Genomic DNA, 11,560 nt, shown 5'->3' with positions numbered 1-11,560 from the left:
GTCGTCGGGCACGCACAGAGACCGACCCTTTCTGCGAGGTGATGGATCGTGCGTGAGGACGACATGCGACAGGACGCCGCCCGACAGGCGGAGAACCGGATCGCCGGCGGTGTGTACGGCGAGGGCGCCCTGGACGAGGTGACCGTGCCCCGCACGGACGTGGAGCGGGTGCGGCAGGAGGAGGACCCGGACGACCCGGCGCACGTGGCGGTCGACCCCACCGTGCTGCGCGACGGCGGTCCGACCCGGGGTCAGGGGGCGGTCACCACGACCGGCGGCACCGCCGGCCCGGCGAGCGTGCGGCGGCTGGCCCGCCAGCCGGAGCGCCACCCGGGCAAGGTCGCCCCGACCACCACCGGCGACGCCACCACCGGCGGCCTCAGCACCCCCACCGGCGGCTCCACGAGCGACCAGTCCACCATCGCCACCGGCCCCGGCAACTCCACCACCGAGTAACGACCCCGTTGATCATGAGGTTGGCGGCAGTGGAAGAGATCCACATCGCCGCCAACCTCATGATCAACACATCCGGGTCAGGGGGTGGGGTGGAGGGTGGTCAGGCGTTGGGTGGCGCGGGTGAGGGCGACGTAGAGGTCGCTGCGGCCGCGGGGGGACTCGGCGAAGATCTGGTCGGGGTCGACCACCACGACCGAGTCGAACTCGAGGCCCTTGGCCTGGGCGACGGTCAGCACCACCACCCGGCTCTCCAGCTCCGGGTGCTCGCCGACGGCCGCCTCGGGCAGCGCGGCGGTGACCGCGGCGCCGAGCTCAACCACCCGACCGGCCGGCACGATCACCCCGAGCCGGCCGTCGGTCAACCCGGCCGCCTCCCGGGTCACCGCGTCGACCAGCTCCGCCGCCAGCCGCGCCACCGGTACCGCGACCTCCCGCGGCGGAAAGCCACTCTGGCGTACCGAGCGGGGTGGGCGCAGCGCCGGGTCGATCTCGGCCAGCACCTCGGCGGCGACCGCCATGATCTCGGCCGGGGTGCGGTAGCTGACCGTCAGCTCCTCCAGCCGCCAGCGCTGCGCCACGTACGGCTCCAGCGCGTCGGCCCAGGACGGCGTGCCAGCCAACGCGCCGGTCTGCGCCACGTCCCCGACGATCGTCATCGACCGGCTCGGGCAGCGGCGCATCAGCAGCCGCCAGGCCATCGGTGACAACTCCTGCGCCTCGTCCACGATCACGTGGCCGAACGCCCAGTTCCGGTCGGCCGCGGCCCGCTGGGCGGTGGTCAGCCGGTCGACCTCCTCCTGCCGCTCCAGCAGCCGGTCGGCGTCCAGCAGGTCGGTCACGCCGAGGATCTCACCGCCCTCGGCCTCGTCCTCCACGTCGATCGACCGGGAACCCCGGGCGATCTCCAGCACGCCCTCGGCGTACTCGCGTTGCAGCGCCCGGATCCGCTCCCGGCGGGCCGTCGCGGCCCGCTCGTCCTCGCCGAGCAGCTCGGCCGCCTCGTCCAGCAGCGGCACGTCGGCCGGCGTCCAGCCGCCCGGCTCCCGGTGCAGCAGGGCCCGCTCGGCGGCGGTGAGCATCGGCGCGGCGGCGGCGATCCGCTCGGCCGAGGCGTACAGGTCGGCGAGCAGGCGCTGCGGGGTGAGCACCGGCCAGAGCTCGTCCAGCACGGCCCGCACCTCGGGCTCCTCGCGCAGCTCGCGGCGGATCTCCGCGATGTCGGCCTCGTCGAGCAGGTTCTCCCCGCCCAGCGGGTCGGCGCCGATCCGGTCGGCGACCTGCGCGGAGAGCGCGTGCACGATCTCGATGTCGAACAGCGCGCGGGCCAGGTTGTGCGGGCGGCCGGAGCGGCGGGCCCGGTCCCGGGCGGCGCTGACGGTCGCCGGGTCGAGCCGGAGGATCTCCCGCTGCGGCAGCTCGACCTCCAGCGGCTCGGCGGGCACCCACTGCCGGTCGCGCACCGCGGCGGCGAGCACCTCGGTCATCACCAGCCGCCCCTTGAGCGCGGCCGCCTCGGCGCTTTCGGTGCGCCGGGCGCTCACCCCGGGAAAGAGGTCGCCCTGGGTGCGCAGCAGCACACCGGTCTCGGCCAGCGCCGGCAGCACCTGGGAGATGTAGCGCAGGAAGGTCGCGTTCGGGCCGACCAGCAGCACGCCGCGGGTGGCGAGTTCCCGGCGGTGGGTGTAGAGCAGGTACGCGGCCCGGTGCAGCGCGACAGCCGTCTTGCCGGTGCCCGGCCCGCCCTGCACCACCAGCACGCCCGGCAGGTCGGCCCGGATGACCGCGTCCTGCTCGGCCTGGATGGTCTCCACGATGTCGCGCATCCGCCCGGTCCGCCCGGCGTTCAGCGCGGCGAGCAGCGACGCCTCCCCGGTCAGCTCCTCGTGCGCGGTGGGGGAGGCGGTGGCCAGGTCGAGCACCTCGTCGTTGAGCGCGGTCACCTTGCGCTCCCGGGTGCGCAGGTGCCGGCGCCGGCGTACGCCCTGCGGGTTGGCGGCGGTGGCGAGGTAGAAGGCGCGGGCGGCCGGCGCCCGCCAGTCGATCAGCAGCGGGTCGTAGTCGCCGCTGGTGTCGAAGATGCCGATCCGGCCGATGTAGTGTCGCCCGCCGTCGTCGGTGTCGAGCCGGCCGAAGCAGAGGCCGTTCTCCACGGCGGAGAACTGCTCGACCTGTTCGGCGTACATCCGCACCGCGCTGTCGCGCTGGGAACGGGCCTGCAACGTGCCGCCGGTGTTGCGCAGTTCCTCGGTCAGTCGCCGGGACGCCTGCTCACGCAGCCCGTCCAGCCGGCGGTAGAGCATCGAGACGTACTCCTGCTCGCGACCGATCTCGTCGTCGGGCTGCAATTCACCGGAATCGCCGGAGTGCCTTGACAAGCCGTCTCCCAATTGGTTAGTATCTTTCCCGGAACGGCTATTCGGCCGTTCTTTTTTGTTGCCTGAACTGAGAAAGATACCGCGCGCCGATCCGCCGCACCAAGCGTTGCGGGCCGGCGTCACCCGCCGGCCGCACCCCCCGAACACGCCGGTCGGAAGGCCGCCTGCGCGTACCTCCCGACCGTCGCCGCGTTCAGCCCTTCGCCACCTCGTAGAGCCGCTCCGGGGTGACCGCGCCGGCGAGCAGCCGGCCGTCGTCGGTGAGCAGCGCGCTGAACAGCTTCCCGGTCAACAGCCGCCCGCTGCCCCAGTCGCCGCTGACCTTCGGCAGCGCGTCCAGCACCCCGGCGACCTCGGCCGGCGGGGCCTCGGCCGGCTTGCCGGCGCCGCCGCTGGCCGCGCCGCCGAGCCGCGCGACCACCACCGTGGTCCAGCCCTCGCCGACCGTACGCGCCTGCGGCCGCTCGCCGGCCGGGCGTTCGGCCCGGTGCGCGCCCGCCGGCCGCTCCACCGACTCCTCGGTGATCTTCACCCCGGGCGGCGGGTTGAACGCGAACTGGTCGGCGGCCGGCCGGGCGTAGTCCACCTGGGTGAACGCCATCTCGAAGGCCGGCTGGTCGCTGCCGTCGGCGAAGACCTCGAAGCGCAGCGGCACGTGCTCGCGGGCGTCGATGGCGATCCGCACCTGGTGCACCAGCGAGGCGGCGTCGCGCGGGGCGAGCACCAGCTCGTACGCGTCCCGCCCGGCCACCGTGGCGGAGCGGCCGACGCTCACCTCGGTGCTCGGGTCGATCGCGGCGAGGGCCTGGTCGGCCGCCTGCTGCGGGGTGGCCGGCAGTTCCGGCGCGGCCGGCTCGCCGCCCTCGATCGGCAGCGTGCGGTGGGTGGCGGTGTTGGTCCGGCTGTCCCAGGTCCAGACGTCCCGGCCGTTGCGGATGATGTCCTTCTCGCCGAGGGTGTCCAGCAGCGCGATCCGCTGCCGGTCCGGGCCGGAGTGCCAGACCCGCAGCGTGTGCGTGCCGGTCAGCAGGCTGCCCAGCTCCCCGCCGGCCAGCCCGGCCAGCGGCGGCAGGCCCAGGTCGGCGCGCTGCACGACCGTGCCGGAGAGCCCCTCCAGCCGGGAGGTCTGCAGATCGACCAGGAGTTCGGCGGCCGTGCGCGGCGGCAGGCTCGGCTCGGCCTGGGCGGCGAACGTGCCGAGCGCGGCACCGCCGCCGATGACGGTGGCGGCGGCGGTCACCGGGACCAGCCAGCGCAGGACGGGACGGCTCTTCAGGACGGACATGGATGGCACCTCCTGGACACATCCTGCCCAATCGAGGCTGAGAGGGCGCTGAGGACGGCGCTTTGGCCCCTCGTCCGGGGGTGGCACGCTTGAGCCGTGCGGTTGCTGGTGGTGGAGGACGAGTCGCGGCTGGCGGCCGCCCTGCAACGAGGGTTGCAGGCCGAGGGGTTCGCGGTGGACGTGGCGGCGACCGGCCCGGCCGGGCTGGACGCGGCCCGGCACGGCGGCTACGACGCCATGATCCTCGACGTCATGCTGCCCGGCCTCTCCGGCTACGAGGTGGTCCGTCGGCTGCGCGCCGAGGAGCACTGGCTGCCGGTGCTCATGCTCTCCGCCAAGGACGGCGAGTACGACCAGGCCGACGGGCTGGACTGCGGCGCCGACGACTACCTCACCAAGCCGTTCTCGTACGTGGTGCTGCTGGCCCGGCTGCGGGCGCTGCTGCGCCGCGGCGCCCCGGAACGCCCGACGGTGCTCGCGGTGGGTGACCTCACCCTCGACCCGGCCCGGCGGCGGGTGACCCGGGCCGACGCCGAGGTGGAACTCACCGCCCGGGAGTTCGCCCTGCTGAACTACCTGATGCGCCGTCCCGGCGAGGTGGTCTCCAAGACCGAACTGCTCGACCACGTCTGGGACGCCGGGATGGAGACCGCGCCGAACGTCGTCGAGGTCTACGTCGGCTACCTGCGGCGCAAGATCGGCCGGGAGCGGTTGGAGACCGTCCGCGGGGCCGGCTACCGGCTGGCGACGTGACCGGGGCCGGACCGTGGAGCCGGCTGCGGGCGGCGTTCGGGCTGCGCGGCCGGCTCATGGTGATCGGTGTGCTCGGCCTCTCCGTCGGGTTGGCGGTCGGCGGGCTGGTTCTGCTCGGCGTGCTGCACTTCGTGTTGCAACGCACTGTCGACAACGAGGCGTTCCGCACCGCCGACGCGGTCGCGCTGCTCGCCGCGGAGGACGCGCTGCCCGACCCGCTGCCGGTGGCCGCCGGCCAGATGAGGGTGCAGGTGGTCGACCACGAGGGTCGGGTCCGGGCCGCCTCGATCGACGCCGACCGGCTGGTGCCGATGCTGCGGCCGGAGCAGATCGACCGGGACGCCCGGCAGCGCCTGACGGTGCCGGGGGAGCGGGTCGGGTTGCCCGGGCCGGTTCGGGTGGTGGCCGTGCCGGCCGGCACCGGGGCCGAACCCCGTACCGTGCTGGTCGCCCGCTCGATGGCCGACGTGCGGCACAGCACGCATGCGGTACGCACCATCCTGCTGGTCGCGTTCCCGCTGCTGGTGGGGCTGCTCGCGGTGGTGGCCTGGCGGGTGGTCGGGGCGACCCTGCGGCCGGTGGAGGCACTGCGCCGCGGGGCCGAGGAGATCACCGGACGCGACGGCGGTGGCCGGCTGCCGGTGCCCGCGTCCCGGGACGAGATCCACCGGCTGGCGGTCACCCTCAACGGCATGCTCGGCCGGCTGGAGTCGGCCCGGAACCGGCAGCGCGCCTTCGTCGCGGACGCCGCACACGAGCTGCGCAGCCCGTTGACCAACATCCGCACCGAAGTGGAGGTGGCGCAGCGGCTGGCCGAGCGGACCGACTGGACGGCGGTGTCGGCGAACCTGCTCGCCGACACCGAGCGGCTCAGCCGGCTGGTCGACGACCTGCTGCTGCTGGCCCGGCTGGACGAGGCCCCGCCGGCCCGGGCCACCGGTCCGGTAGAGCTGGGCGGGCTGCTGGCCGCGGTGGCCGCCCGGTACCCGTCGCCGCCGGTGCGGGTGCTCATCCCGGAGTCGCCGGTCTGGACGGTCGGTGATCCGGACGAGCTGCACCGGATCCTGGCCAACCTGGTGGACAACGCCGTCCGGCACGCCCGCGGCGAGGTGGTGCTGGCCGCCGTACCCGCGCCGGGCGGCGACGGGCCCGCCCCGGCGTCGCGGCGGGCGGGTGCCGGGCCCGGCGCGTACCACCTGGTGACGGTGACCGACGACGGGCCGGGCATCCCGGTCGCGGACCGGGCACGGGTCTTCGACCGGTTCACCCGGCTCGACGACGCGCGGGCCCGGGACGCCGGCGGCACCGGCCTGGGGCTGGCCATCGTCCGCGAACTGGTTCGCCGGGCCGCCGGTTCGGTCGAGCTGGCCGACGCCGAGCCCGGGCCGGGCCTGTGCGTGCGGCTGCGGCTGCCCGCCCTGCCCGACGAGCCGGCCTGAGCCGGCCCCGGCGGCACTGTCGACGCCGCCCGCGGGCTGCGCGGGCGACGTCGACCCGGACCGACGAGCCGGTTGAGCCAGCCCGCGCCGGCTCGACGGCTCCGCTCGCCGCCGTCGGGGCGGGCCGGGTGGTCAGCGGCGGCGGGTGCAGACCTGCTCGGCGCGGGCGACGGTGTCGGCGGACCAGACCACGGCGACCGTGAAGCAGTAGTCGGTGCTGCGGTTCAGGCCGTAGACGACGAAGCTGGTGGTGCCGGCGGGCAGGTCGGCGAAGGCGGTCTGGGCCTGGCCCGCCCGGCCACCGGAGATCACTACCGGACCCTCGCCGCCGGCCGGGTAGGTCCAGCTCAGCGCGACGTTGTCCCGGTTGTCCCGCAGGGCCACCGCGCCGGGCGGAGTGCCGGGTGAGGCCGCCGCGACGCCGGTCGGCGAGGACGTGGCCGGCGCGGGGGTGCTCGGCGCGGTGGAGGTGACCGGCCCGCCGCTGGCGGCCGGGGCGGTCGGGTCGGCGCCGCCGTCCACCCGGGACACCCCGGCGATGACCGCCGCGGTGCCGAGCAGCACCACGGCGACGCCCGCGACGACGAGCAGCAGCAGCCGGTTGGTACGCCGGCCCGGCGGCCGGTGCACCGGCACGGGCAGCAGCGGCGACGGCTGGTGCGGCGGTTCGTCGTACCGGGGCACCCGGCGCACCCCGTCCGCCTCGTCGACCGGGCCGTCGGCCAGGGTCACCACCGACGGGGGCACCGCGCTGTCCGACCCGTCGTCGGAGCCATGCTCCGGGGGCCACCAGCCCTGCTCCGCGGTGGCGGTCGAGCCGTCCACCGGCTGCCGGGGCGTCGGCACCGGTGGGTCGGCGGCCTCCGCCGGCGCGGATTCCTCGCCCGGCTGCCAGCCGGCGGGGTGGTAGCCGCCCGAGGGGTGGTAACCCTCGGGCGGGTGCTGGCCGGTCGACGGGTGCCAGCCCTCCGGGGGGTGCCAGTCCGGCGCCGGGTGCTCACCCGACGGGGGCCAGCCCTGCGCCGGGTCCTCGCCGGGCGGGGGCCAGTCCTGCGGCGGCTCGGCCGGCCCGTCGCCGGGCGGCGGGGTGCGCGCGGCCGGCACGACCGGGCCGTCCCGGGTCACCGGCGCGGTCTCGGCGCAGACGTGATCCGGGTTCGCCGCCGCCCGGGCCAGCGTGGCAACCTGCGCGGCCAGCGGGTCGTCGGCGGGCAGGTGCTGGCGGCAGAGCTCGCGGGCCAACGCCAGGTTGTCGTGCGCCTCGGCGAACTGCCCGCAGTCGCGCTGCATCGCGCCGAGCCGGGCGAGCATCTTGATGCCGCTGGGGTGCCCGTCGCCGTACACCTCGCGGTGCAGCTCCCAGGCGTCCTGGAGCCGGTCCCGGGCCACCTGGCACTGGCCGCGGGCGTACTCCACGGTGGCCAGGTCGGCGTGCGCGGCGAGCACCCGCAGCGACTCCGGGCCGTCCAGGGCGGTCAGCTCGATGATGACCTCCTGGTAGAGCCGGGCCGCGCGGGACCAGCTGCCGACCCGGTGCAGCACCGCCGCCAGAGTGGCCGCGGCGGCCACGGTGCGCTGGTCGGAGCGGCCGTGCAGCCGGGTGGTGGCCGCGTACGCGAAGGCGGCCCAGCCCCGGGCCGAGTGCGGTTCGCCGAGGGCGACCAGCACGCGGGCCTGCAGGCTGGCCGCCTCGGCCAGCTCGGGCGTGGCGTTGGCCGGTCGCGGGTCGGCCTCGGTCAGCGCGTCGGCGAGCAGCCGCTGGGCGCCGGCGAGGTCGCCGGCGGACACCAGGTGGTGCGCCTGGTCAGTCAGTTCACCGAAGCCGGAGGGCACGCCCCATCGTGCTCAACCGACGACGGTAAGTACAAGTCCCGCGCCGGAGCGGTTCGGTCAGGAACCGGTCAGGTGGTCGGCCAGCGTCTCGCTGATCCGGCGCAGCTGGTCGACCTGAGCCGGGCTCAACGCGTCGAACAGGTGCCGGCGTACCCCCTCGACGTGCCCGGGCGCGGCGGCGGCGAGGGTGGCGAACCCCGCCTCGGTGAGGAGCGCGACCTGCCCGCGCCGGTCGGTGGGGCACTCCTCGCGGCGCACCCACCCGGCCGCCTCCATCCGGGACACCGCGTGCGAGAGCCGGCTGCGCGACGCGCCGCTCGCCTCGGCCAGCAGGCTCATCCGCAGCCGCCGCTCCGGCGCCTCGGAGAGCCGGACCAGGATCTCGTAGTACGCGTGCGGCATCCCGGCGTCGCGTTGCAGCTCGCGATCGAGCGTCTCCATCAGCGCCCGGGAGGCGGTCAGGAACGCCCGCCAGGTGCGCTGCTCGTCCGGGTCCAGCCAGCGGGTCATGACGCCCATCATAGCGCTAATAGTTGAAGGTTCAACTAAATCGAGCTAGCGTCGAGGCATGGGAATCCACCGCCTCAACCACGCCGTCCTCTACGTCAGTGACCTCGCCCGCAGCGTCGCCTTCTACCGGGACGTGCTGGGCTTCCGCCCGGTGGCGATGACTCCGGACGGCTTCCGGGGCGCCACCTTCCTGCAGGCGCCCGACTCCACCAACGACCACGACCTCGGCCTGTTCGAGATCGGCGCCGGCGCCGGCCGCTCCACCGCGGGCCGCGCCACCGTCGGCCTCTACCACCTGGCCTGGGAGGTGGACACGCTGGACGAGCTGGCCGCCACCGCGCAGCGGCTCGCCGCCGCGGGCGCCCTGGTCGGCAGCTCCGACCACGGCACCACCAAGAGCCTCTACGGCCAGGACCCGGACGGCCTGGAGTTCGAGATCGTCTGGCTGGTGCCGGCCGACCGGCTCGACGACGCCGCGCTGGCCGCCCGGAAGCGGATCGGCCGGCTCGACCTGGACGCCGAGCGGCAGCGCTACGGCGGCCAGACCCGCGGCGGAGTGGGCATCTCCATCCCCGCCTGAACCTGCGGGTCGGGGTGGGTCCCGCGGAGCCTGCGGCGGGTGTCCGTCCGGCGCCCGGACGGGCCGGGCCGCCCGCCGGGCGCCGCGGTGCGGTAGAACGGCAGCATGCCGACCGACGCCGTGCTGCGCGAGCTGCTCGTCCGACACCTGGAGCACTGGTTGCCCGGGGCGCTGCACCGCGCCCGCCGGGCCACCGTCGCCTGCGCGTACACGGGGGACGACGCGAGCGGGGCCGAGGCCGCGCTGCGGGTGGTCGCCGAGTACGCCGACCGGCTGCGCGGTCGCCGGCTGACCGTGCTGGTGCTGGCCGAGGGGAGCGAGGACCTGCCGGCCCGGCTCGGCCCCGTCGAGGCGGACCTGCCGGCCGAGGTGGCCGTGCACGTGGTGCCCGGCCGGCCGGCCCGGCTGCCGGTCGCGCTCAAGGCGGCCGGAGCGGCCGGCGCACCCGCCCTGTCGTTCGTGGACGACCCGACCGCGCCGGACCCGGCCGTGCTGGCCGCCGCCGCCACCGGACGCCCGGCCGAGCTGCTGTTGTTGACCGGTGCCGACGCGCCGACCCGGGACGCGCTGGGCGTCGTCGGCTTCCCGCTGGTGACCGAGGTCGACCTGGTGCCCACCGACGGCTCACCGGCGCGGCGGCTCGCCTTCGCCACCGGGTCGGACAAGAGCCTGGAGGCGTTCAAGGAGGCGCTCTGGGCAGTCGACGAGTACGCCGGCGTCCGGTACCGCGACCCGGCCGACCCGGCCGGGCGGCTGCTGGACATCGCCCTGGACCCCGAGCCCGGGCCGCTGCGCCGGGAACTGCTGGCCGAGCTGCACCGCGCCGGCCCCCGTACGGTCACCGAGCTACGCCGGCACGCGCTCACCTCGACCGTCTACCGCTCGGCGGACGCCGTCCGGGCGCTGACCGGGCTGCTGCACTCCGGGGCGGTCAGCCGCGAGCCGGAACACGGTCGGCTCGGCGGCGACGTCGTCATCACCGCCGTCGAACCGCCGACCTGACCGCCGTCCCGCTGCCGGTCTGCGGACGTCCTGGGTAACGGGCCTGGACGCCGAGCGGGGTGCCGGTGAGTCACCGGCACCCCGCGCGACGTTCGGACGGTCAGGTCCGGGACTTGTCCTGCTTCCAGGAGAGCGGACCGGGCAGGTCGACCCGGTGCGCCTTGGCCCGGGAGTTCCAGGACCAGCGACCGATCTTGATGCTCCAGGACGAGAACCCGTTCTCGGTGAAATTCAGGATGATCGGCCCGTACTTCTTGCGCTTGCGGAACATCAGACCCATCGCGGGGCTCCCTTCGTCACCATTCCCTGCCGTGTCCAAACCGAACTCTTCCCGGGAGCGCGATTCACGAAACCCGGTGCCGTCCGCCCTGGACGGTGACGTCGATGGCGAAGCTGCTCGGCAACCCCCGCCAGCACGGCGGCCCGGCCGACACGGTCATCACCACGCCCGCCGCGACCGGACCGGGTGCACTTGTTGTCGTCCCAGCGACAACAAATGCACCCGAACGCGCGGTAGGCGCACGCTTTCGGCGCGGCGGACGCCGCCTCACCAAGCCAGGCGGAGAGGGGTTGGGCGCTGGTTGCGGGCCGGGCGGACATGGAAACGGCCCGCGGTGCCGCGGCGGCGGATCCGTTGTGGTGCCGGCGGGGCTGTGGCGGGATGGGTTGCACGGCCGCGGCGATCGCGGTCGTCACGCGCGGTGTAGGCGCGACGAGTGGATGACGCTGCGGCCAGCGACAGGTCGAACCGACGATCAGGTCCGGTTCGCGGGTGCCGCGCGGCTCAGCTCGCCGGGCCGGGCCGGTCGACGACGAGGACCCGGGTGACGCTGGCGTCGTCCTCGAGGATGTCCCGCTCGTGCGCGAAGCCCAGCTTGCTCAGCAGCGCCAGCGAGGCGTGGTTGGCGTCGGCGACCGTCGCGTACACCCGGGGCAGGTCGAGGGTGTCGAAGCCGTACCGGACCAGGGCCCGGGCCAGCTCGGTGCCGAGGCCGCCGCCCCACGCCGGCTTGGCCAGCGCGTAGATGATCTCGTGCCCGGCCACCTGGTCGGTCCGCTTGATCTCGGCGTGCCCGACGTACCGGCCGTCGCGGCGCACCGCCCAGACGTCGAACAGGTCCGCCGCGTACACCTTGCTGAAGACCCGGCCGAACAGCGCGCCGGCCTCCTCGGCGGTGAGTGGTCCGTCGCCCATGAACCGCCCGACCTCCGGGTCGGTGAACAGGGTGACGAAGTCCTCGGCGTCGTCCGGCTGGTAGGGCTCCAGCAGCAGCCGGTCGGTGTGCAGGGTCGGGGTGGGCATCAGCGGGGTCTCCCTGGGAGGTCG

11 protein-coding genes are annotated in these 11,560 nt (G+C 75.3%); 5 read left to right on the top strand and 6 right to left on the bottom strand.

The window, feature by feature from the left end; all coding sequences use genetic code 11:
- The first annotated feature begins 48 nt into the window (after positions 1-48).
- Positions 49-456 (top strand): hypothetical protein, encoded by a 408-nt coding sequence (locus tag GA0070609_RS20060; RefSeq protein WP_088995202.1) that lies wholly within the window; start codon positions 49-51, stop codon positions 454-456.
- A 77-nt stretch (positions 457-533) separates the two neighbouring features.
- Here GA0070609_RS20060 and GA0070609_RS20055 read toward each other — a convergent pair whose 3' ends face one another.
- The gene (locus GA0070609_RS20055; protein ID WP_172899535.1) at positions 534-2,756 is read right to left on the bottom strand and encodes a HelD family protein; all 2,223 of its coding nucleotides are present in this window, start codon (positions 2,754-2,756) and stop codon (positions 534-536) included.
- 268 nt (positions 2,757-3,024) lie between these two features.
- The gene (locus tag GA0070609_RS20050; protein WP_088995200.1) at positions 3,025-4,116 is read right to left on the bottom strand and encodes a LolA family protein; all 1,092 of its coding nucleotides are present in this window, start codon (positions 4,114-4,116) and stop codon (positions 3,025-3,027) included.
- A 96-nt stretch (positions 4,117-4,212) separates the two neighbouring features.
- Here GA0070609_RS20050 and GA0070609_RS20045 point away from each other — a divergent pair, with 96 nt between their 5' ends.
- Complete coding sequence (locus GA0070609_RS20045) at positions 4,213-4,869, top strand: response regulator transcription factor (protein WP_088995199.1); 657 nt, start codon at positions 4,213-4,215, stop codon at positions 4,867-4,869.
- Positions 4,870-4,925: 56 nt separating this feature from the next.
- A complete protein-coding gene (locus GA0070609_RS20040) occupies positions 4,926-6,308 on the top strand; it encodes an ATP-binding protein (RefSeq protein WP_088997854.1) in 1,383 nt (460 codons plus the stop codon).
- Positions 6,309-6,440: 132 nt separating this feature from the next.
- Here GA0070609_RS20040 and GA0070609_RS20035 read toward each other — a convergent pair whose 3' ends face one another.
- Both GA0070609_RS20035 and GA0070609_RS20030 read right to left on the bottom strand, forming a co-directional pair.
- Positions 6,441-8,141 (bottom strand): tetratricopeptide repeat protein, encoded by a 1,701-nt coding sequence (locus GA0070609_RS20035; protein ID WP_088995198.1) that lies wholly within the window; start codon positions 8,139-8,141, stop codon positions 6,441-6,443.
- Between the two features lie 57 nt (positions 8,142-8,198).
- Positions 8,199-8,660, bottom strand: coding sequence for a MarR family winged helix-turn-helix transcriptional regulator (locus GA0070609_RS20030; protein WP_088997853.1), 462 nt, complete (start codon positions 8,658-8,660; stop codon positions 8,199-8,201).
- 49 nt (positions 8,661-8,709) lie between these two features.
- Between GA0070609_RS20030 and GA0070609_RS20025 the strand changes: the two genes are divergently transcribed.
- Together GA0070609_RS20025 and GA0070609_RS20020 are read left to right on the top strand one after the other, a co-directional pair.
- Positions 8,710-9,231 carry a VOC family protein gene (locus tag GA0070609_RS20025; RefSeq protein WP_088995197.1) on the top strand — a complete coding sequence of 174 codons (522 nt, stop codon included), beginning with the start codon at positions 8,710-8,712 and terminating at the stop codon, positions 9,229-9,231.
- 105 nt (positions 9,232-9,336) lie between these two features.
- Complete coding sequence (locus tag GA0070609_RS20020) at positions 9,337-10,233, top strand: hypothetical protein (RefSeq protein ID WP_088995196.1); 897 nt, start codon at positions 9,337-9,339, stop codon at positions 10,231-10,233.
- Positions 10,234-10,333: 100 nt separating this feature from the next.
- Here the strand turns inward: GA0070609_RS20020 and GA0070609_RS20015 are convergent, their stop codons facing one another.
- Together GA0070609_RS20015 and GA0070609_RS20010 are read right to left on the bottom strand one after the other, a co-directional pair.
- The gene (locus GA0070609_RS20015) at positions 10,334-10,513 is read right to left on the bottom strand and encodes a DUF4236 domain-containing protein (protein WP_088995195.1); all 180 of its coding nucleotides are present in this window, start codon (positions 10,511-10,513) and stop codon (positions 10,334-10,336) included.
- Between the two features lie 504 nt (positions 10,514-11,017).
- Complete coding sequence (locus GA0070609_RS20010; protein ID WP_088995194.1) at positions 11,018-11,536, bottom strand: GNAT family N-acetyltransferase; 519 nt, start codon at positions 11,534-11,536, stop codon at positions 11,018-11,020.
- Positions 11,537-11,560: the final 24 nt, after the last annotated feature.

It is taken from the genome of Micromonospora echinaurantiaca (assembly GCF_900090235.1).
In the GTDB taxonomy this organism is placed as follows: domain Bacteria; phylum Actinomycetota; class Actinomycetes; order Mycobacteriales; family Micromonosporaceae; genus Micromonospora; species Micromonospora echinaurantiaca.
The sequence above is the reverse complement of the archived record's forward strand: the minus strand, read 5'-3'. Positions and strand labels throughout refer to the sequence as shown.

Excerpts from the sequence above, each read along its gene's own strand:
- GA0070609_RS20025 (WP_088995197.1), top strand. The coding sequence starts at position 8,710 with ATGGGAATCCACCGCCTCAACCACGCCGTCCTCTACGTCAGTGACCTC.
- GA0070609_RS20040 (WP_088997854.1), top strand. The coding sequence starts at position 4,926 with ATGGTGATCGGTGTGCTCGGCCTCTCCGTCGGGTTGGCGGTCGGCGGG.
- GA0070609_RS20055 (WP_172899535.1), bottom strand. The coding sequence starts at position 2,756 with ATGCTCTACCGCCGGCTGGACGGGCTGCGTGAGCAGGCGTCCCGGCGA.
- GA0070609_RS20010 (WP_088995194.1), bottom strand. The coding sequence starts at position 11,536 with ATGCCCACCCCGACCCTGCACACCGACCGGCTGCTGCTGGAGCCCTAC.
- GA0070609_RS20050 (WP_088995200.1), bottom strand. The coding sequence starts at position 4,116 with ATGTCCGTCCTGAAGAGCCGTCCCGTCCTGCGCTGGCTGGTCCCGGTG.
- GA0070609_RS20020 (WP_088995196.1), top strand. The coding sequence starts at position 9,337 with ATGCCGACCGACGCCGTGCTGCGCGAGCTGCTCGTCCGACACCTGGAG.
- GA0070609_RS20015 (WP_088995195.1), bottom strand. The coding sequence starts at position 10,513 with ATGGGTCTGATGTTCCGCAAGCGCAAGAAGTACGGGCCGATCATCCTG.
- GA0070609_RS20030 (WP_088997853.1), bottom strand. The coding sequence starts at position 8,660 with ATGGGCGTCATGACCCGCTGGCTGGACCCGGACGAGCAGCGCACCTGG.